We start from the raw sequence: 21,300 nt of genomic DNA on the forward strand, positions 1-21,300 counted from the left end.
GCGCAGTATCTGGCGGCGGCGGGCGTGGGGCATCTCACGCTGCTCGATTTCGATACCGTTTCGCTCTCCAACCTTCAGCGCCAGACGCTGCACAGCGATGCGAACGTTGGTCAACCTAAGGTGGATTCTGCCAGGGATTCACTGGCGGCGATCAATCCGCACATCCGGCTTGAGACCGTCAATGCCCAGCTTGACGAACCACAGCTTGATGAGCTGGTAGCAAAGCATGATGTTGTGCTGGACTGCACCGATAATGTCACCATCCGCAATCAGCTCAACCGCTGCTGTCACCGGCACAAAACGCCGCTGGTGTCCGGGGCGGCGATTCGCATGGAAGGTCAGATAAGCGTATTCACTTATCAGGAGAATGAGCCCTGCTACCGCTGCCTGAGCCGCCTGTTTGGGGAGAGTACACTGAGCTGCGTGGAGGCAGGTGTTATGGCGCCGCTGGTCGGGATTATCGGCTCGCTGGAAGCGATGGAAGCCATCAAGCTGCTGGCAAATTACGGTTCGCCGGCGCGCGGAAAAATCGTGCTTTACGATGCGATGACCTGCCAGTTCAGAGAGATGAAGCTGGCGCGTAACCCGCAGTGCGAAGTGTGCGGGTAGAAACGAAAACGGGGATATCGCTATCCCCGCTATTTTTATACCGCCAGGTCAGTAAGCATTACTTTGGCAATTTCGAAGTAAATCAGCAGCCCGGTTCCGTCGATTAAGGTCGTGATAAACGGCGCGGAGACCACGGCCGGATCGATATTCACCTTACGCAGCAGCATCGGAATAATCGAGGAAACAATCGCACTCCAGACGGTGATGGCGATAAGCGTCAGGCTCACCACCATCATCACTTCCATCCCCACGCCCAGCATCCACGCCCGGATAAATCCGGCGGTGCCAATCGTTAAGGCAATGAGCACCGAGGCCGAGATCTCCTTGCGCAGAATAGCGCCCAAATCCTTTAGCCCCACCTCGCCGAGCGCCATCGCCCTGACCAGCGTGGAGGTGATCTGCGTGCCGGTATTGCCGCCGGTGCCAATCAGTAGCGGAATAAAGAACGCCAGCGCAATCGCCGCCTCAAGCTGCTCCTCAAAGGATTTAATCACCGAACTGGTGTAGGCCTCGGCCACGAACAGCAGCAGCAACCAGACCGATCTTTTGCGCCACAGCGTAAAGACGCTGCTTTGCAGATAAGGCGTTTCCAGCGGTGAAGAAGCCCCCTGCAGCTGGCTATCGAGCGTGTTTTCGTCTTCCAGCAGCTGAGCGATTTCCTGCGGGCCCAGCACGCCTTTCAGCTTGCCGTAGCTCAGAACGGGAATGTAGTTAGAAGCCGACTTTTTGATCTCCACGCAGGCTTCATGGCGCGTTTTTTCCGGCGTTAATGAAAACGCAACTGGCCTCATCAAATCACTGAGCAGCGCGTCTTTGTCCGCCTGCAGCAGCGATTTTACCGGCACCAGACCAAACAGATGGTCATCGTCGTCCACGACAAATATTTGCGACGGGATCTGCTCATTTTTAATGCCCGAACAGAACAACGCCTGCGCATCTTGCACCGAAGTGCCCGGCGGTAAAGCGATGTAATCCTGGCTCAGATAAGCCAGCACGGTGTTTTGTGAGTCTGAGGATGGCAGTTTGACGGACACGGCCAGTGAAGCGCTGGAGTGCGCTGAGGTATTAGTTGAAAAGGTCATGATTTTTCCCCGGTTACTGTTTTAAAAATAAACAGTCCTCATCCTGGGGCGAAGCAAGATATGAGAGTGCTGACGCTATCTCCATGTCTCGGTTTTAGCACTGTACAACGTATCCCCAAAAGCGGGGGAAGTTACCTGGGATTATACCTTCGCTCGATATAACCTGTCCTAATCTTGGGCGTCTCTCGACGTCGTCAGATCAGCAACCTATGTTTGTACAGGAGCCTCGCCTAACGAGATACTGCAAGTCTTCCGCGGCCTATAGTAGGGATTTAAACGCCGGGCGCAAGGCAAAGAACCTGCGTTGTTTAGGGTTTATTTATGCTTTATTTCTGCTCAATCGTAGAGTTTATCGCTGCTCACCGCCGGGCGCCCTTTGCCCGCGCCTACTCGCCGCACTGACGCCTGTACCTTCAACGTACCGGCCAACAGGATATTCACCACCGGGGCTTCCGGACGCATCAGGCGCTGCTGCAGCAGCTGAACCGCCTCTTCGCCCAGCTCATCCCTGGGAACATGAACCGAGGTTAAAGGCACGTCATGGATTTCGGCCAGGTTAAAGCCGTCGATGCTCATCACCGACATATCCTGCGGCACGCGCAGCCCGGCCTTTTGCAGGGCACTCACCGCCCCTGCGGCCATAAAGTCACCGCCGACTAAGAGCGCGCCTGGCCAGGCCGGCCTCGGCGTAGCAGCCAGATAGTCGCTAATTAAGGCCTCGCTCTCTTTGGCGCCAAAGCTTTGGGCGACTAACAAATGTCGGGTCTCATCAAACGACAAATTTCGGCAGTCCCACGCGTCCCGAATGCCGGCCAGACGTTGCTCCATGGTGTAGCGACGCAGGCACATCAACGTCAGCACGCCTTTATGCCCCATGTCGAACAGGTAGTTTGCGGCAAAGCGACCGGTCATCAGGTGATCCGGGGCGACGCCTGAAAGACGCATTTTGCGATCCTGGCAGTTGATCAGCACGCAGGGTTTGCCCAGATCCGCCGCCAGATCGTGGATATGCGTATCATCAATCCCCAGCAGAATGGCCGCTTCAGTTTCCGGCTCGCTCATTTTGCTGAGAAACAGCCCGACGTCGCTGTCATTTTCCTCCAGCGCGCAGAAACGAAGCCTGGCGTCGTGAGGCACCAGCGCCTCGCCGATCCCCTGCATCACCCGGTAGTAAAAGACATCCAGCCGCTCATCAAATGCCCGGCGAGGCGCAAAGACCACCAGGCTGTTGATCAGCAATCTGCCGGCCGCAATCCCCTGTAATACCCCTTTCTCTTTGGCGCAGGCAAGGACCTGCTGGCGGGCCGACTCGCTGGTGTTCCCCTTGCCCGCAAGCACGCGGGAAACGGTGCTTATCGACAGCCCGGTTTGCGCGGCAATTTCGGTGATTTTTAGCGTTTTACTCATTTTGTGATCGACGCCCGTTTGTAAAATGAAAAAATTTTCATGGCTGCAGATAAGCCATGGTGCCGCAAATACGGCATCGTTTCTTCGCTCCAGATCGAAGTAGTGAAAATGTTTGCAAAAATTGCGCTATTGGTTGGCTGATAACTCAATTACGCTCCGATTTGTTGACCAATAAGATTCACACTGAAAGCAAAATAAAAATTAAATACATAAAAATCAAATAACTAAAAAAGATCCCTCGCCAAGAAATAGTGGCATACCAATTCTACTAATTACCCTACAAGGTGGAGTGAACTATGAGTCATGGCATCGACCAACCGATAACCGCCGTTAAGGCAGGACGCGTTTTCCGGCATTTGCGCTGGTGGGTTCTGGTTCTGTTCTTACTTGGCGTCACCGTCAACTACATCACGCGTAATGCGCTGGGGATCCTGGCGCCTGAGCTGAAAACCTCCCTCGGGATTACCACCGAACAATACTCCTGGATCGTCGGCGCTTTTCAGCTGGCCTATACCCTGTTCCAGCCGCTCTGCGGCTGGCTGATAGACGTGATTGGCCTGAAAATCGGCTTTCTGATCTGCGCCAGCATCTGGGCGGTGATGTGCATGCTGCATGCCGGAGCCGGGAGCTGGTTACAGCTGGCCATTTTGCGCTTCATGATGGGCGGCGCGGAAGCCGCAGCCACGCCCGCCAACGCTAAAACGCTGGGCGAATGGTTCCCGAAAAAAGAGCGACCGATTGCCGCAGGCTGGGCCGGAGTGGGCTTTTCCATCGGCGCGATGCTGGCTCCGCCGATTATCTATTTCGCCCACAGCTTCTTTGGCTGGCAGGGTGCCTTTATGTTCAGCGGCGCGCTGGCAATGGTGTGGGTCGTTTTATGGTGGCTGTTTTATCACAACCCGGAGCAGCACCCGAACCTGAGCAAGGAGGAGCTGGCCTTCATCAAGCAGGATAACGAACCGCCTGCCGTGAAGCTGCCGTTTTTCACCGCGCTGAAAACCGTCTCGAAAAACAAACGTTTTTACGGCATCGCCATTCCGGCCTTTATGGCAGAACCCGCCTGGGCGGTGCTGAGCTTCTGGGTTCCGCTTTATCTGGCCAATGAACGAGGCATGGATCTGAAGCAAATTGCCATGTTCGCCTGGCTACCGTTCCTGGCCGCCGATATCGGTAGTATTGCCAGCGGCTATCTGACCAAAGTCTACACGCGACTTTTCGGCTGCTCGCGCACCAACTCCGTAGTTGCCAGCTCGGTCACCGGCGCGTTTTTGATGCTTTCTCTGGCGCTGGTCGCCGTCACCAAAGATCCCTGGATTGCCATCCTGCTTATCTCCATTGGCGGCTTCGGGCACCAGATTATCTCCTGCATGCTCAGCGCGCTGGTGGTGGACTCGTTTGATAAAGGCCAGATGGCCACCGTCAACGGTATGCGCGGCTCCGCGGCGTGGATTGCCAGCTTTATCTTCTCCCTGATTATCGGCGTCACCGCCGACAAGATTGGCTTTAACCCGCTGTTTATCGCCATGGGCTTTTTTGATCTTATCGGTGCGGTGTTCCTGGTGGCGTTTATCGCCGAACGCCGCGCAAAACGTAGCTGAATGGATGGTCTCTGATGAAAACACTTAAGAACTGGACGCTCGCAAAACAAGATGACAGCCAGGTTATCCTGACCCTCGACGGCAAGCATTCGCTGCACCTGTACGTGCTGGAAGAGAAGCTGTTTCGCGTATTGATCAAGCGGCAGCAGGGCCTGGCGCTGGACCGCAGCTGGAGCATCGCCCCGCAGCATGATGTGCCGTGGGAAGGCCGCGAGCGCGAAAGCCTCGCCGGATTTACCCTGCCCGGCTTCACGCTGGAACAGCAGGCCGATTGCCTCATCATCAGTAGCCAAAGTATGCGCGTGACCGTGCATCAGCCGCTTTATCTGGAATGGGAATACAAAACCGAGCGTGGCGAATGGCAGCCTCTCGCCTGCGATCGTCCCACCAGCGCGTACCAACTTAACGCTCACGGCGATGGCGTGGCGCACTATCAGCGGCGTTTTACCGGCGAGCGCTTTTACGGCCTGGGGGAAAAAGCCGGGCCGCTTAACCGCACCGGCAGGCGCTATGAGATGCGTAACCTGGATGCGATGGGGTACAACGCGGCGTCCACCGACCCGCTTTACAAGCATATCCCCTTCACTATTACGCGCCGCGACGACGTTAGCTTTGGCCTGTTCTACGACAACCTGAGCAATTGCTGGCTGGATCTGGGCAACGAGATAGACAACTATCACCTGGCCTACCGACGCTGGCAGGCGGAAGCCGGAGACCTCGACTACTACATGTTCCTCGGCCCGCGCGTGCTGGACGTCACCAAAGCGTTCGTGCGGCTGACAGGTAAAACCTTCTTTGGCCCCAAATGGAGCCTCGGCTACAGCGGGTCAACGATGCATTACACCGACGCGCCGGACGCCCAAAACCAGCTGATGAACTTTATCCGCCTGAGCCAGCAGCACGCGATTCCGTGCGACTCTTTCCAGCTTTCGTCGGGCTACACCTCGATCAATAACAAGCGCTACGTGTTTAACTGGAACTATGAAAAAGTGCCGCAGCCGAAGGTGATGAGCCGGGCGTTTATGGCGGCCGGGATCCGCCTTGCGGCCAACATCAAACCCTGTCTGCTGCAGGATCATCCGCGCTATGAGGAGGTCGCCAAATGCGGGCTGTTTATCAAAGATTCGGAATCTGATGCGCCGGAACGTTCCAGCTTCTGGGACGATGAAGGCTCTCATCTGGACTTCACCAACCCGGCCACGGTGAAATGGTGGCAGGCTGGCGTTACCTCGCAGCTGCTGGAAATGGGCATCGGCTCCACCTGGAACGACAACAACGAATATGAAGTGTGGGACGGGGAAGCTCGCTGCTACGGCTTTGGCAAACCGATAGCCATCAAGCACATTCGCCCGGTTATGCCGCTGCTGATGATGCGCGCCTCGATGGAGGCTCAGCAGACGTTTGCCCCGGAAAAGCGCCCGTATCTGATTTCCCGCTCCGGCTGCGCCGGGATGCAGCGCTACGTTCAGACATGGAGCGGCGACAACCGCACCAGTTGGGAGACGCTGCGCTACAACACGCGCATGGGCGTTGGCATGAGCCTGTCCGGCCTGTTTAACGTCGGGCATGACGTCGGCGGTTTTTCGGGCGATAAACCCGACGCCGAGCTTTTCGTTCGCTGGGTTCAGAACGGCGTGATGCACCCGCGCTTTACCATCCACTCATGGAATGATGACCACACCGTAAACGAACCGTGGATGTATCCGGCGGTCACTCCCGCTATCCGCAGCGCAATCGAGCTGCGCTACCGCCTGCTGCCCTATTTCTACACGCTGCTATGGCAGGCCCATACGGATGACGAACCGATGCTGCGCGCAACGTTCCTCGACCATGAACACGATGAGAAGACGTTTGACGAGTGCGATGAGTTCCTGCTGGGCCGGGATCTGCTGGTGGCGAGCGTAGTGGAGCCGGGGCAGCGCGAGCGCGCTTTATGGCTGCCGGCCAATGAGCACGGCTGGTACGACTATTATACCGGCGAGTGGTTCAGCGGCGGGCAGATAATCACCCTGCCCGCGCCGCTTGAACGCTTGCCGCTGCTGGTGCGTGCCGGGGCTGCATTGCCCCACAGCGAACGCATCAGCTATGTTTCCCCGCAGGATGATACCGTTCGTGAGCTGAAGATTTACCCGCTGCAGGGCGCGGGCGTTTCTCACGGCTCGCTGTTTGAGGATGATGGAGAATCCTGGGGCTATAAAGAGGGCAACGCGCTCTGGCTAAGTTGGGAAATAACCTGTTCGGCCAATGAGATTGACGTGGCCTTTAGCCGCAAGGGGGATTATCAACCTGCCTGGCGCGAGATTAAGCTGTCTCTGCCTGAGGGAGAGAAGCGTCGGCTGCTGGTGAACGGCGTGGAATGCGGGGTGTGGGCGTTGTAATTGCCCCTCACCCCGGCCCTCTCCCCAAAGGGGCGAGGGGGAAAACAGGTGGGAGCCATACCTATAATTCGATCTGTCCCCTCTCCCTTTTTAGGGAGAGGGTTTGGGTCAGGGTAAAATTACCCGTCGATCCCTTTGCTGCGCAGGTAATCTTCGTAGCCGCCGGTGAAGTCAATCACGCGCTCTGGGGTGATTTCCAGCACGCGGGTTGCCAGCGAGCTAACAAACTCACGGTCGTGAGAAACGAAGATAAGCGTGCCCTGGTACATCTCCAGCGCCATGTTCAGCGACTCGATGGATTCCATATCCAGGTGGTTCGTCGGTTCGTCCATGATCAGGATATTTGGTTTTTCCATCATCAGCTTGCCGAACAGCATGCGGCCCTTTTCTCCCCCTGACAGCACTTTAGCAGGCTTTTTGATATCGTCCTGGCTGAAGAGTAAACGGCCCAGAATGCTGCGCACCGCCTGCTCGTCGTCGCCTTCCTGCTTCCACTGGCTCATCCAGTCGAACACGGTCAGGTCGTTTTCGAACTCGTATTCATGATCCTGCGCGTAGTAGCCAATCTGAGCATTTTCAGACCACTTCACGCCGCCGTTATCCGGAGCCAGTTCACCGACCAGGGTTTTCAGCAGCGTGGTTTTACCGATGCCGTTAGCCCCCAGCACCGCCAGTTTTTCACCGACTTCCAGCAGCAGATTAACGCCTTTGAACAACGGACCGTTTTCAAACCCTTTGGTCAGCGCCTCGACTTCAAGCGCATTACGGAACAGTTTCTTATCCTGCTCGAAGCGAATGAACGGGTTCTGACGGCTGGAGGCCTTCACTTCGTCCAGCTTGATTTTATCAATCTGACGGGCACGAGAGGTCGCCTGACGAGATTTGGAGGCGTTGGCGCTGAAGCGGCTCACGAAGGATTGCAGGTCAGCAATCTGCGCTTTTTTCTTGGCGTTATCGGACAGCAGGCGCTCGCGAGCCTGGGTCGCCGCCGTCATGTATTCGTCGTAGTTGCCCGGATAAACGCGCAGCTCGCCGTAGTCCAGGTCAGCCATATGGGTACAGACCATGTTCAGGAAGTGACGGTCGTGCGAGATAATAATCATCGTGCTGTTGCGTTCGTTGAGCACGGTTTCCAGCCAGCGAATGGTGTCGATGTCCAGGTTGTTCGTAGGTTCATCGAGCAGCAGGATGTCCGGGTTAGAGAACAGCGCCTGCGCCAGCAGCACGCGCAGTTTCCAGCCTGGAGCGACTTCGCTCATCGGGCCGTAATGCTGCTCCAACGGAATGCCCACGCCAAGCAGCAGTTCGCCCGCACGCGCTTCTGCGGTGTAGCCGTCCATCTCGCCGTATTTCACTTCGAGGTCGGCAACTTTGTAACCGTCTTCTTCGCTCATCTCCGGCAGGGCATAAATGCGGTCGCGTTCCTGCTTCACTTCCCACAGCTCGCCGTGGCCCATGATGACAGTGTCGAGCACGGTGAATTTCTCGAACGCGAACTGATCCTGACGCAGCTTACCGATGCGCTCGTTTGGATCGAGAGAAACGTTGCCCAGCGTCGGCTCTAAGTCCCCGCCGAGAATTTTCATGAACGTGGATTTGCCACTTCCGTTAGCGCCGATCAGGCCATAACGGTTGCCGCCGCCAAATTTGACGGAGATATTTTCGAACAGCGGTTTGCTGCCAAACTGCATGGTAACGTTGCTGGATACAAGCACTGGTATGTCCTGGAGAAATAAGTTGTCGAGATTTTGGAATGTGATTTCAGCCACATTATGCCATAACTATGATAAAGGGTCGCCCCGCATCTTCACCGTACAATAGTTAATCAGTGTGAAAAAATTGTGATTTCATCCACATCTGATTTCCCAGATGAATGTAATGCACATATAATGCGCGGCTAAATCATCCATCAACACTCACTAGCTGGCCCGTCTGGCATAACACTTCGCACAACATGAATATAAAATTACGCTCGCTCTTACTGGCTTTTGTGGCTGTCGCGTCTTTCTCAGCTTCCGCCGTGACCTATCCGTTACCGACCAACGGCAGCCGCCTGGTTGGTGAAAATCAGGTTATCACTATTCCGGAAGGCAGCACCGCGCCGCTGGAAGAGTATGCCGCACAGTACCAGATGGGACTGTCTAACATGCTGGAAGCTAACCCAGGGATTGACCCATACCTGCCGAAAGCCGGAACCATCCTGAACATCCCTCAGCAGCTAATCCTGCCGGACACCGTGCATGAAGGGATTGTGATTAACAGCGCGGAAATGCGCCTCTACTATTACCCGAAAGGCACCAACACCGTTATCGTGCTGCCAATCGGTATCGGCCAGCTGGGTAAAGATACCCCGATTAACTGGACCACCAAGGTAGAGCGTAAGAAAAATGGGCCAACCTGGACCCCTACCGCGAAAATGCATGCCGAATACGCCGCAGCCGGTACGCCGCTGCCTGCCGTTGTGCCAGCTGGCCCGGATAACCCGATGGGCCTGTACGCGCTGTACATCGGTAATCTGTATGCGATTCACGGCACCAACGCCAACTTCGGTATCGGCCTGCGCGTCAGCCACGGCTGCGTGCGTCTGCGTAACGAAGACATCAAGTTCCTGTTCGACAACGTGCCGGTCGGCACTCGCGTTCAGTTCATTGATGAGCCGGTAAAAGCCACCACCGAGCCGGACGGCAGCCGCTACATCGAAGTTCACAACCCGCTTTCTACTACCGAAGCGCAGTTCAACTCCGGTGAAATCGTGCCAATCAAGCTGACCAGCAGCGTACAGAAAGTCACCGCTCAGTCCGACGTTGATACCACCGTTGTTGACCAGGCGATTCAGAACCGTTCCGGCATGCCGGTTCGTCTGAACTAAGCTAAAAGTAATCGAATCAAGGCGGCCTCCGGGCCGCTTTTTTATTGCCTAAAATCAGCCGGGCAACCTTCACGCAGGGAATGTTTGTTATGCTCATAATTCATGTTGTGATGGATAGCACAATTTCGAGTTTAATTGTATGATGAATGCGTTTCTTAAAGGGTAACCTCCATGCGCAACTCGTTCACCGTAATCTGGCAGTATCTTCGCGCTTTTGTCTTAATTTACCTGTGCTTATATGCCGGTATTTTCGTCGCGTCGCTGCTGCCCATCGTCATCCCTGGCAGCATTATCGGCATGCTGATTTTGTTTGTGCTGCTGTCGCTACAAATCCTGCCGGCGAAGTGGGTAAAACCCAGCTGTCACCTGCTGATTCGCTATATGGCCCTGCTGTTCGTGCCTATTGGCGTGGGCGTGATGCAATATTACGACGTGCTGAAAGCCCAGTTTGGCCCGGTGGTGGTTTCCTGTTTAATCAGTACGCTGGTGGTGCTTGTCATCGTGAGCTGGAGCTCGCACCTGGTCCACGGCGAAAGAAAAGTGATTGGTGAAGGCGAGGCAGAGAAAAAATGATGCACTATATATGGTGGTCTTTACCGTTAACTCTGGTGGTGTTTTTCGCCGCCCGCAAACTGGCTGCCCGGCTGAAATCCCCGCTGCTAAACCCGCTGCTGGTTTGCATGGTGGTGATCATTCCTTTTCTGCTGCTCACGGGTATTCCTTACGACCACTATTTTAAAGGCAGCGAAGTGCTCAACGACCTGCTGCAGCCTGCCGTTGTAGCCCTGGCCTTTCCGCTTTACGAGCAAATTCACCAGATTCGCGCCCGCTGGAAGTCGATTATCACCATCTGCTTTATTGGCAGTATGGTGGCGATGTCCACCGGCACCTCAATTGCTTTATTAATGGGCGCATCCCCGGAAATTGCCGCCTCGGTTCTGCCGAAATCCGTTACCACGCCAATTGCGATGGCGGTAGGCGGTGGCATTGGCGGTATCCCGGCCATTAGCGCAGTGTGCGTTATCTTCGTCGGTATTCTCGGCGCCGTGTTTGGCCACACGCTGCTGAATATGATGCGCATCAGCACCAAGGCGTCACGCGGCCTGGCAATGGGGACGGCTTCTCACGCGCTGGGCACCGCCCGCTGCGCGGAACTCGACTTCCAGGAAGGCGCTTTTAGCTCGCTGGCGCTGGTTATTTGCGGGGTCATGACCTCACTCATCGCCCCGTTTTTATTCCCGGTGCTGCTGAAGCTCTTCGGCTAAAACTTGCGAGAGATCGCGCATTTTCATATTTGTTTTCATAAGTTGCACAAACAATTAGAAGTTGATCACATATTTAGCCTATACAGATCCGTAAACTACGTTTCCGTTACCCTTTATGAGGCTTTAACATGCGTTCACGTTTTGATGCCGCCGTTGTGCAACTCCCCGCCGCGCTGCAAACCGCTTTGCAACCCCTGCTTGCCGACGCACACTTCCCGGCAATGTTTACAGCGGCCGAAGTTGAAGCGCTAAAACATCAAACCGGGCTGGGCGACGACGACCTGGCTTTCGCTCTGTTGCCGCTGGCCGCAGCCTGCGCGCGTGCAGACCTCTCCCATTTTAACGTCGGGGCCGTGGCCCGGGGCGTAAGCGGTAACCTCTATTTTGGCGGCAATATGGAGTTTCTTGGCGCCACCATGCAGCAAACCGTGCACGCCGAACAAAGCGCCATCACCCACGCGTGGATGCGCGGCGAAAAAGGCCTGGTCGATATCACCGTCAACTACACGCCCTGCGGCCACTGCCGCCAGTTCATGAACGAACTGAACAGCGGCACCGCGCTGCGCATTCATCTGCCAGGCCGCCAGCCGTCCACGCTTGGCGAATACCTGCCAGACGCCTTTGGCCCGCGCGACCTGGAAATCAAAACGCTGTTGCTGGATGAAGAAAACCACGGTTTCACGTTGAAAGGTGATGCCCTCGCTCAGGCAGCTATTGCAGCGGCCAACCGCAGCCATGCGCCATACAGTAAAGCCCCGGCGGGCGTTGCGCTGGAAATGGTCGACGGCAGAATCTTTACCGGCTGTTATGCGGAAAACGCCGCGTTCAACCCTTCCCTGCCGCCGCTGCAGGCCGCGCTGAACCTGCTTTCCCTGAATGGTTATGACTATCCGCAAATTAAGCGCGCCGTACTGGCAGAAAAATTCGATGCGCCGCTCCTGCAGTGGGACGCCACCTCCGCCACGCTGAAAGCTCTGGGCTGTGAAGCCGTTGATCGCGTTAATATTGCTCAGTAATTCTCTGTTGCGAGTGTACCCACACTCGCATTGTTGAAATTTGCCCCAACTGAACCCGCGTTTCTTGCTCTTGAGGGCCGGGTAAAGTAGCCTTGGATGAAATTTCACCCCGCGAATGAGTCTGCAAGTTCATGTTGAAGCGCCTGTTTTACGGCCTGCTTATTATTATCGGCTTAACGCTGGCGGCTGCGCTCGGGCTCGACCGCTGGATCAGCTGGAAAACCGCGCCTTACGTCTACGATGAACTGCAGGATCTGCCCTATCGCCAGGTCGGTGTGGTGCTCGGCACCGCCAAGTATTACCGCACCGGCGTCATCAATCAGTACTACCTGTACCGCATTCAGGGCGCCCTGAACGCCTATAACAGCGGCAAGGTGAACTACCTGCTGCTGAGCGGCGATAACGCGCAGCAAAGCTACAACGAGCCGATGACCATGCGCAAAGACCTGATTGCCGGCGGCGTCGATCCGGCGGATATCGTGCTGGACTACGCGGGCTTCCGCACGCTGGACTCGATTGTTCGCACCCGTAAAGTCTTTGATACCAACGACTTCATCATCATTACACAACGGTTCCACTGCGAGCGCGCGCTGTTTATCGCCCTGCATATGGGGATTCAGGCGCAGTGCTACGCGGTACCTTCCCCGAAAAATATGCTCACCGTGCGCACGCGTGAATTTGGCGCTCGCCTGGGCGCACTGGCAGATTTATACCTGTTCAAGCGCGAGCCGCGCTTCCTCGGCCCGTTAGTGCCTATCCCATCGCTGCAAGAAGTGCCGGAGGACGCACAGGCCTACCCGGCCGTCACGCCGGGGCAGCTGCTGGAAATACAGAGAAAAGAGAAGAAGTGATATCTGAGCACAAAAAAAGCCCGCACATGATATGGCGGGCTTTCTTGTACACTGCTTAGATTATTTCTTACGCGCGTACTTCAGGGAGTCCAGCGCCACGGCAAAGATAATAATGCCGCCCTTGATGATGTACTGCCAGTAAGGGTTCACGCCGATATAGGTCAGGCCGTAGTTGATAACCGTGAAGATGATTACCCCGGTAACCACGCCGACAACTGTCCCTACCCCGCCGCTGAATGACACACCGCCAACCACGCACGCCGCAATCGCATCCAGCTCGTACATAAAGCCGAGGTTGTTGGTGGCGGAGCCGATACGGCCCGCTTCCAGCATCCCGCCAAAGGCATAGAACACGCCGGACAGGGCATAAATCATGATCAGGTTCAGCGCCACGTTAACGCCGGAGACTTTCGCCGCTTCAGGGTTACCGCCGATGGCGAAGATGTTTTTCCCGAAGCGGGTTTTGTTCCACAGCACCCAGACGAACAGCACCGCAAACAGGGCATAGAATGTAATGTACGACAGGCGGAAACTGCCCAGGGCAATAAAGCCCTGCGTGAAGGTCGAGAAGTGGGAGTCAAAGCCGGAAATCGGCGATGCGCCTACAAAGTCGTAATACAGGGAGTTAATCCCGTACACGATAATCATGGTGCCCAGGGTGGTGATAAACGGCGTCACGTTCAGGTAAGCGATAATAATCCCGTTCACCAGGCCAATGACCGCGCCCACGGCACAGACAATCAGCAGCACCACCGGAATTGGCATGGTGTGCATGTCCGGGAACACCTTGTTGACGTTGTCCATCGACTGCAGCAGCGTCGCCGCGACAACCGCCGCCAGGCCAACCTGGCGCCCTGCGGACAGATCGGTCCCCTGGGTGACAATCAGCCCGGCCACGCCCAGCGCGATGATAATACGCACCGAAGACTGGGTCAGAATGTTACTCAGGTTAAGCAGGCTTAAGAACGTCGGATCCTGGAAAATAATGATCGCCAGCAGCACCAGCAGCACCACGTAGATGCCGCCCTCTTTTAGATAAGTTAGAAAACTCTTCTTATTTAACGCACTCATTTTTAATAGCCCCTAAATCATCACAGGTGCACAGACGCAAGACGTAAGATTTCGTTCTGCGTTGTTGTTTTGGTGTCTACAATTCCGGCCACGAGCCCGTTGCTCATCACCAGAATACGGTCTGTAATCCCTAACAATTCCGGCATCTCGGACGAAATGATAATGATCCCTTTCCCTTTTTTAGCCAGTTCAGCAATCAGCTGGTAAATCTCAAACTTGGCGCCAACGTCAATGCCGCGCGTCGGTTCATCCAGCATCAGAATTTCCGGCTGAGTCAGCAGCCAGCGGCCGATGATCACCTTCTGCTGGTTACCGCCGGACAGCGAGCCGATGGAGGTGCGGTGCCCCGGCGTTTTCACGCGCATGGAGTCGATAACCCACTGGGTATCGCTTTTCATGCGGGAGTTATCCAGCAGACCGACCTTGTTTTTGTAGTTACGAATATTGGAAATGAGTGAGTTAAAGCCGATATCCAGGTAGGCGTAGATCCCGGTTGAGCGGCGCTCTTCGGTGACCAGCGCAAAGCCGTGATTGATCGCTTCGTTCGCGTTGCTGTTATTGATCTTTTTGCCGTGCAGCTTAATGGTGCCGCCAGATTTTTCGCGGATACCAAACAGCGTTTCCACTATATCGGTACGCTTCGCGCCGACGAGGCCCGCAATACCGAGGATTTCACCTTTATGTAAATCAAAGGAGATATCGCGAATCGACGGCTGGCGCAGCGAGGTCAGGTTGCGTACTTCGAGGATAACTTCACCCGGCACGTTGGATTTGTCCGGGAAGCGCTGGTTCAGCGAGCGGCCCACCATCATGGCGATGATTTTGTCCATATCCAGCCCTTCCAGCGGCTGGGTGGCAATCCACTGCCCGTCGCGCAAAATAGTAATTTCATCGCACAGCTGGAATATCTCTTCCATTTTATGGGAGATATAAACAATGCCGCAGCCGCGATCTTTTAATTTGCGAATAATTTTAAAAAGATGATTAACTTCTTTTTCCGTCAGCGAGGACGTTGGCTCATCCATAATAACGATTTTGGCGTTATAGGAGAAAGCCTTGGCAATTTCAATCATCTGCATTTGAGAAACGGACAACGTACCGACGCGGGCTCGCGGGTCGATATCAATATCCAGCTCGTCAAAAATCTCTTTGGTGTCGCGGTACATTTTATCCTGATCGACAAACACGCCTTTGGTCGGGTAACGCCCGAGCCACATGTTGTCCATCACGGTGCGCTGCAGGACCAGGTTAAGCTCCTGATGCACCATAGAAATACCGTTTTCCAGCGCCTCTTTGGTGCTGCTGAAATTGACCTCTTTTCCCTGAAAAAGGATGCTGCCGGAATCTTTGCTGTAGATCCCAAAAAGGCATTTCAATAATGTCGATTTGCCCGCACCGTTTTCACCCATCAGGGCATGAATAGAGTGTGGACGCACTTTTAAATTAACATTATCCAGTGCCTTAACGCCGGGGAAGGATTTATTAATGCCGGTCATTTCCAGCAAAAATTCCGACGGCGTAGCTGAGTTATTGTCGACCATAATTATACCTGTGTCGCTGAGTAACCTGCCTAAAGCCGGGCGCAGGTATCTGCGCCCGTGTACAACTAAAATATGACGGGTATTTATTTGCCGATGAACTGTGCGAGATTATCTTTATCCACGCCTACATACGGTACGCGTACAATTTTGTTCTCGATTTTCCAGTTAGTGCCTTCAGCGGCTGGTTTACCGTCGGCCAGGTTTTTCGCCAGGTCAAAGGTCGCTTTCGCCTGGTTGTTGGCGTCGTTCAGCACGGTACCTGCCATTGCACCGGATTTCACCAGCGCCAACGCTTCCGGCAGGGCATCTACGCCAAATACTGGAATAGAAGATTTGTTGTGTGCTTTCAGCGCTTCTACCGCACCCATTGCCATCGCATCGTTGTTGGCAATAACCACTTCGATTTTGTTAGCGTTCGGGCCAGAGAGCCAGGCGTCCATTTTGTCTTTAGCCTGAGCGGTATCCCACATGGCGGTATCCAGCTGCAGCTGCTGGGTTTTCAGACCTTTGTCGTTCAGCTCTTTGATAACGTAAGTGGTACGCGCTTCGGCATCCGGGTGGCCCGGTTCGCCTTTCAGCAGCACGAACTGCACCTGGCCGTCTTTGTTCAGGTCCCACGCCGGGTTAGCCGCCCAGTGTTTGGCAATCAGGTCGCCCTGAATAATCCCGGACTCTTTGGAGTCTGTGCCCACATAGTAAGCTTTGTCATAGCTATCCAGCGCTTTGCGGGAAGGTTCTTTGTTGAAGAACACAATCGGCACGTTTTGTGCGCGTGCTTTTTCGATTACGGTGCCCGCTGCGGCCGGGTCAACCAGGTTGATGGCCAGCGCTTTCACGCCTTTTGCCAGCAGAACGTCAATCTGGTCGTTCTGTTTGGACTGGTCGTTCTGGGAGTCGTTCATCAGCAGCTGCACGTCCGGTGACGCTTTAGCATCTTTCTCGATGGCCTTACGAACCACTGACATGAAGTTGTCGTCGTATTTATAAATCGTCACACCAATACGGTCAGCGGCGTTCGCAGCGGCACCAAACAGCATGCAGGACATCACGGCGGACAGGGTCAAAACCTTCTTATTCATGGTATCTCCGGTTTTTATTTTGCAGGGTAGTTCGCGTTCGAAACCAGGCAGGACAGTAATGTTATGAAAAGGTTACTGAATGCCGAAGTTATCCTAAAATAATTGCACTTCCGTGTTCGGTAACAATCCAATACTGCGTTTTTATGGTCGTCTTTGGCCTTATCGCTATGCTAAAAGTGAGAAGTCACCGTTACATAGTGTTTCAGCTGATAAAACGCTGACATAATAGTCAGCGCAATGTTAATTAACTGTGAATTTACTCACAGATTGAAACCGGTTACATCTAACTCTTTGACAGCGGAGTGATCGACGCCACATTTTGCTTTATCGCCACCGAATGACGGCGGACTAAAGTCGGCATAAAACAGTGCGTTACATCACGATCCAGCTGGCCTGCCGCGCCCTGTAACGCCAGTTCGGTCGCCAGACGGGCCATCGAAACTACCGGATAGCGCACCGTTGTCAGCTGCGGGTCGGTGTAGCGGGCAATGGGAATATCGTCGAAACCGATGATGGAAACATGCTGCGGCACGGCAATGCCGTTGTCCTTCAGCGCCGTTAGCGCGCCGGCGGCCATGCTGTCGTTATAAGAGAAGACTGCGCTGAGCTGCAGGTTGCGCCCCAGCAGCTCAACCATTGCCGCCTCTCCGCCTTGCATGTCCGGCGTGCCCATTCCGACCCAGGCCTCCGGCGGCGCGATGCCGTGCTCCGCCAGCGCCTGCAGCCAGCCCTGATGGCGCTGGTCGTTATCCTCAATCTGATGGCTGGAGGCCAGATAACCGATACGCGAATGCCCCTGATTCAGCAGCATGCGGGTGGCCATTACCGCGCCGCTGACGTTATCCAGGCAAACGCAGCGGTGTGCGTAGCCGGGCACCAGACGGTTGATCAGCACCATGCCGGGGACCTGCTCCAGGAATGCGGCCAGCTCCTCGTCGCTCAGCGCCTTGGCGTGCACAATCAGCGCGCTACAGCGCTGGCGAATCAGCACCTCAATGGCATGGCGCTCTTTTTCTTCCTGGTGATAGCTGTTACCGATCAGCAAATATTTATTGTGCTGCTGGGCAACCATATCCACGGCTTTGACCAATGCCCCGAAGAAGGGATCGGAGACGTCCATCACCACCACGCCGATGGTATCGCTAACCTGGGTGGCCAGCGCTTGCGCATTGGCGTTTGGACGGTAGCCCAGCTCAGCAACCGCCTGCATGACGTTTTCGCGCGTTTCCGGGCTGACCAGCGCGCTGTTATTTAATACTCGGGATACTGTCGCTACTGAAACCCCGGCGATACGGGCAACGTCACGAATGGTAATCGGCGTTGGGGGAGTCGGTCTCATAGGTGCACCCTGTTTTAGGCAAGGTGGCTATTTTGCGGGGAGTGAGGGGCGGCGTGGCGTGAAGTCGATCACAGTGATGAAAGCGGTTACATACAATTCGTTAACCTTTGTGACGAATATCATTATCTCTATGCTTTGCGTAACGCATCCCCCGAAGCACGGGCGGTTAGCTGTCGCCACAGCCATTCCACCGGCCCCTGGCGGAAATAGCGCAGCCAGATAACCGACAGCAGGATGTTCACCGCCCACACGGCAGGGACAAAGGCCAGCAGCGAAAGACGGTCAAATTTCATATATAAACCAAAGCGATAGAACAAGGTTGTGCAGATGATTGTTTGCAGCAGGTAGTTCGTCAACGCCATCCGCCCGACGCAGGCAATCCACCCCACCAGCCTGAAGCGCGAAAGCTGCGGCCAGAATCCCCACGCCAGCGCGGCGTAGCCAATGGACTGAAACGGCGCGCTCAGCTCACGCGGGGCCTGTAACAGCAACGCACACCAGCGCGAATCCCATGCAAGGTGCCACTGGGCAATAATCGCCGGCAGGTTGATGGCCATCCCGATGACGATAAAAATCGCGGCGGTTCGGCGGTAATGCTTCAGGCTAAACTCCCCTTTCAGCCAGCCACTGCGCATTAGCGCCGCGCCGATGAGCATCATGCCCGCCAGCTGCCAGCCGTACTGCGCGCCCAGCGCCACCAGGTTTGAAGAGAGTAAATCCGCACGATTGCTGATGGCCTGAATACCGCCGCCCAGCTTCCACCATTGCTCATACTGCAAATTAGCCGCATCCGGCACCCAGGAACGGTTAAGGCCGTCACCTGAAATCACGCCGAGCAGCACCAGCACGCCAATGCCGATGAGGTACAGCACTACGCCGGTCTTAAAGAGCTGATTTTGCCCCGTTGCCTCACGAATCAGCCGCCAGCACACCAGCCCTGTCAGGCCGTAAGCCAGCAGAATGTCACCATCCCACAGCAGCAGCGCGTGGATAAAGCCCAGTAATACCAGCAGCGTCAGCCGCGACTGTATCCAGCGTGAGCCGCGAGCCAGCAGCATTTGCAGGCCAGCCCCGAACAACAGCGCGAAAAGCGTGAGGAATTTAACTTCGGCAAACAGGTCCATGACCGCCCAGGTCCAGGCGTCACGGGAGGTTATCTCGCCATACCAGGCCGGGTTTAGGTATGCCGCCTTCGGCAGGCCAAAGGCGACAATATTGAGCAGCAGAATGCCCAGAATGGCGGTACCGCGGACGAAGTCCAGGGTGATATTTCTCTCCACGGATACCTGCCTGGGGAATTAATTGTGGCGTACTGCGCGCAGGAACTCCTGACGCGTATTCTGGCTGGACTTAAACAGGCCACCGAGTGACGTGGTGGTGGTCGCGCTGGTAGCGTCTTTCACGCCACGCGCTTTCACGCAGTAATGCACGGCATCAATGGAAACCGCCACGTTGTTGGTGCCCAGCAGCGTTTGCAGCGCGGTCAGGATCTGCTGGGTCAGGCGTTCCTGAACCTGCGGGCGCTGAGCAAAAAACTGCACGATGCGGTTAATTTTAGACAGGCCAATCACGGTGTCTTTGGGGATATACGCCACGGTTGCTTTACCGTCGATAGTCACGAAGTGGTGCTCGCACGTGCTGGTCAGGGTGATATCGCGCACGGTGACCATTTCATCGACCTTCATTTTATTTTCAATGACGGTGATTTTCGGGAAGTTCGCGTAGTCCAGGCCAGAGAAAATCTCATCGACATACATTTTGGCGATGCGATGCGGCGTTTCAATCAGGCTGTCGTCACTCAAATCGAGATTAAGCAGCTGCATGATTTCCGTCATATGGGCGGCAATCTGGCTTTTACGAGTTTCATTATCCAGTTCACGTAACGGCGGACGCAGCGGCGTTTCCAAACCGCGCGCAAGCAGCGCCTCATGAACCAGGGCGGCTTCTTTTGAGAGTGATGACATGCTGTTTTCTCCTGCAGGTGTGGCTGACCTCTGCCCTTCATGGGGCAAAGTGTCCGCTTATTGTGCGGCAGCACGTGCTTAGAATCCAGTAGTGCCGGGCATAATTATTGAAATCGAAATAACCGTTCATCGCCTGAGCGGGCGGAACAATACCGTTGCGGCCATAATGCGGGATGGCTAGACTCAGGTGAAGTGAAAGTTGTTCATAACTATTGAAAATATGTAAGGAGCCTCTGGATGGAATTACTGGAAGAACACCGATGTTTCGAAGGCTGGCAGCAGCGCTGGCGCCACCCGTCCACCGTGCTTAACTGCCCAATGACATTCAGTATTTTTCTCCCACCTCCGGCTGGCACCACGCCGCCGCCGGTGGTTTATTGGCTTTCCGGGCTGACCTGCAACGATGAAAATTTCACGACTAAAGCAGGCGCGCAGCGCGTTGCCGCCGAGCTTGGCATTGTCCTGGTGATGCCGGACACCAGCCCACGCGGCGAAGAAGTGCCAAACGACGCGGGCTATGACCTGGGCCAGGGCGCAGGCTTTTACCTCAACGCGACGCAGCAGCCGTGGGCCACGCACTTCCGCATGTACGATTACCTGCGCGATGAACTGCCTCAGCTGATTGCGGATAATTTCAGCGTCAGCGAGAAAGCCTCAGTCTTTGGCCACTCTATGGGCGGCCACGGCGCGCTGATCATGGCGCTGAAAAACCCCGGCCGCTTCCGCTCGGTTTCTGCCTTTGCGCCTATCGTTAACCCGACCCGCGTCCCGTGGGGGCAAAAAGCCTTCAGGGCCTATCTCGGTGAAGATGAATCTTTATGGCAAGAATGGGACAGCTGCTGCCTGCTGGGTAAAGCCGGGGCGTCCGCACAGCTGCCAACGCTCATCGATCAGGGGGATGACGATCAGTTCCTGGCCGACCAGTTAAGGCCGGAAGAATTTGAAAAAATCGCGCAGGAGAAAGGCTGGCCGCTGACGCTGCGCATTCAGCCGGGCTGCGACCACAGTTACTATTTCATCGCCACGTTTGTGGAGGATCACCTTCGTTTTCATGCGGAGCATTTGCGGGGATAGGGAGTTACCCTGGGAGCTGTCTCTTAGTAAGAAATTGCTCCAGGAAGAATCTGCTAAGTTTCCGTTCACTTCCAGTCCTGTTTCAGATGTCACCACTGAACCGGTGAACGTCTTAGGGGAGTCACCGTCACTCCCCTAAGAACCCGGACTCCCGGCC

At 55.3% G+C, this 21,300-nt stretch carries 18 protein-coding genes and 1 riboswitch; of the genes, 9 read left to right on the forward strand and 9 right to left on the reverse strand.

Annotation, left to right across the window (positions count from 1 at the left end; genetic code table 11):
• The coding region (locus tag HX778_RS23180; RefSeq protein WP_176983179.1) for a molybdopterin-synthase adenylyltransferase MoeB at nucleotides 1-609 on the forward strand (609 nt) is incomplete at its 5' end.
• A 35-nt stretch (nucleotides 610-644) separates the two neighbouring features.
• Here HX778_RS23180 and HX778_RS23185 read toward each other — a convergent pair.
• Nucleotides 645-1,691 carry a magnesium transporter gene (locus HX778_RS23185; RefSeq protein WP_038481136.1) on the reverse strand — a complete coding sequence of 349 codons (1,047 nt, stop codon included), beginning with the start codon at nucleotides 1,689-1,691 and terminating at the stop codon, nucleotides 645-647.
• 72 nt (nucleotides 1,692-1,763) lie between these two features.
• A riboswitch (M-box (ykoK) riboswitch) is annotated at nucleotides 1,764-1,936 on the reverse strand.
• A 91-nt stretch (nucleotides 1,937-2,027) separates the two neighbouring features.
• Nucleotides 2,028-3,098 (reverse strand): LacI family DNA-binding transcriptional regulator, encoded by a 1,071-nt coding sequence (locus HX778_RS23190; RefSeq protein ID WP_038481135.1) that lies wholly within the window; start codon nucleotides 3,096-3,098, stop codon nucleotides 2,028-2,030.
• A 296-nt stretch (nucleotides 3,099-3,394) separates the two neighbouring features.
• On the opposite strand from HX778_RS23190, the gene HX778_RS23195 reads away from it, so the two are divergent.
• Complete coding sequence (locus HX778_RS23195) at nucleotides 3,395-4,696, forward strand: MFS transporter (protein WP_176983180.1); 1,302 nt, start codon at nucleotides 3,395-3,397, stop codon at nucleotides 4,694-4,696.
• Between the two features lie 14 nt (nucleotides 4,697-4,710).
• A complete protein-coding gene (locus HX778_RS23200; protein WP_176983181.1) occupies nucleotides 4,711-7,074 on the forward strand; it encodes a TIM-barrel domain-containing protein in 2,364 nt (787 codons plus the stop codon).
• Nucleotides 7,075-7,193: 119 nt separating this feature from the next.
• Here HX778_RS23200 and HX778_RS23205 read toward each other — a convergent pair whose 3' ends face one another.
• Nucleotides 7,194-8,789: an ABC-F family ATPase gene (locus HX778_RS23205; protein ID WP_038481131.1), complete on the reverse strand. Its 1,596-nt coding sequence runs from the start codon at nucleotides 8,787-8,789 to the stop codon at nucleotides 7,194-7,196.
• Between the two features lie 239 nt (nucleotides 8,790-9,028).
• On the opposite strand from HX778_RS23205, the gene ldtB reads away from it, so the two are divergent.
• From ldtB to sanA, 5 genes are all read left to right on the forward strand, one after another.
• A complete protein-coding gene (gene ldtB / locus HX778_RS23210) occupies nucleotides 9,029-9,943 on the forward strand; it encodes a L,D-transpeptidase (RefSeq protein ID WP_038481128.1) in 915 nt (304 codons plus the stop codon).
• 171 nt (nucleotides 9,944-10,114) lie between these two features.
• Entirely contained in the window at nucleotides 10,115-10,516 is a 402-nt protein-coding gene (locus tag HX778_RS23215) for a CidA/LrgA family protein (RefSeq protein ID WP_038481125.1), read from the forward strand.
• Entirely contained in the window at nucleotides 10,513-11,208 is a 696-nt protein-coding gene (locus tag HX778_RS23220; RefSeq protein ID WP_038481122.1) for a CidB/LrgB family autolysis modulator, read from the forward strand. Before HX778_RS23215 ends, HX778_RS23220 begins: the two co-directional genes overlap by 4 nt.
• A gap of 128 nt (nucleotides 11,209-11,336) precedes the next feature.
• Nucleotides 11,337-12,224 carry a cytidine deaminase gene (cdd, locus tag HX778_RS23225; protein WP_176983182.1) on the forward strand — a complete coding sequence of 296 codons (888 nt, stop codon included), beginning with the start codon at nucleotides 11,337-11,339 and terminating at the stop codon, nucleotides 12,222-12,224.
• 131 nt (nucleotides 12,225-12,355) lie between these two features.
• Nucleotides 12,356-13,075, forward strand: coding sequence for an outer membrane permeability protein SanA (gene sanA / locus HX778_RS23230; protein ID WP_176983183.1), 720 nt, complete (start codon nucleotides 12,356-12,358; stop codon nucleotides 13,073-13,075).
• 60 nt (nucleotides 13,076-13,135) lie between these two features.
• On the opposite strand, the gene mglC is transcribed toward sanA, so the two are convergent.
• The 6 genes from mglC to folE form a co-directional block, all read right to left on the reverse strand.
• Nucleotides 13,136-14,146, reverse strand: a complete 1,011-nt coding sequence (gene mglC, locus HX778_RS23235) for a galactose/methyl galactoside ABC transporter permease MglC (protein ID WP_038481113.1) — start codon at nucleotides 14,144-14,146, stop codon at nucleotides 13,136-13,138.
• 20 nt (nucleotides 14,147-14,166) lie between these two features.
• Nucleotides 14,167-15,687 (reverse strand): galactose/methyl galactoside ABC transporter ATP-binding protein MglA, encoded by a 1,521-nt coding sequence (mglA, locus tag HX778_RS23240; RefSeq protein ID WP_038481110.1) that lies wholly within the window; start codon nucleotides 15,685-15,687, stop codon nucleotides 14,167-14,169.
• Between the two features lie 83 nt (nucleotides 15,688-15,770).
• A complete protein-coding gene (gene mglB, locus HX778_RS23245) occupies nucleotides 15,771-16,766 on the reverse strand; it encodes a galactose/glucose ABC transporter substrate-binding protein MglB (RefSeq protein WP_038481107.1) in 996 nt (331 codons plus the stop codon).
• Nucleotides 16,767-17,049: 283 nt separating this feature from the next.
• Entirely contained in the window at nucleotides 17,050-18,105 is a 1,056-nt protein-coding gene (gene galS / locus HX778_RS23250; protein ID WP_038481104.1) for an HTH-type transcriptional regulator GalS, read from the reverse strand.
• 128 nt (nucleotides 18,106-18,233) lie between these two features.
• On the reverse strand, nucleotides 18,234-19,385 hold the full coding sequence (yeiB, locus tag HX778_RS23255) for a DUF418 domain-containing protein YeiB (protein ID WP_176983184.1): 1,152 nt from the start codon (nucleotides 19,383-19,385) through the stop codon (nucleotides 18,234-18,236).
• A gap of 18 nt (nucleotides 19,386-19,403) precedes the next feature.
• Complete coding sequence (gene folE, locus HX778_RS23260) at nucleotides 19,404-20,069, reverse strand: GTP cyclohydrolase I FolE (RefSeq protein ID WP_038481098.1); 666 nt, start codon at nucleotides 20,067-20,069, stop codon at nucleotides 19,404-19,406.
• A 237-nt stretch (nucleotides 20,070-20,306) separates the two neighbouring features.
• Here folE and fghA point away from each other — a divergent pair, with 237 nt between their 5' ends.
• Nucleotides 20,307-21,143: an S-formylglutathione hydrolase gene (fghA, locus tag HX778_RS23265; protein ID WP_176983185.1), complete on the forward strand. Its 837-nt coding sequence runs from the start codon at nucleotides 20,307-20,309 to the stop codon at nucleotides 21,141-21,143.
• The last annotated feature ends 157 nt before the right edge of the window (nucleotides 21,144-21,300 follow it).

The organism is Cedecea sp. P7760, assembly GCF_013386425.1.
In the GTDB taxonomy this organism is placed as follows: domain Bacteria; phylum Pseudomonadota; class Gammaproteobacteria; order Enterobacterales; family Enterobacteriaceae; genus Cedecea; species Cedecea selenatireducens.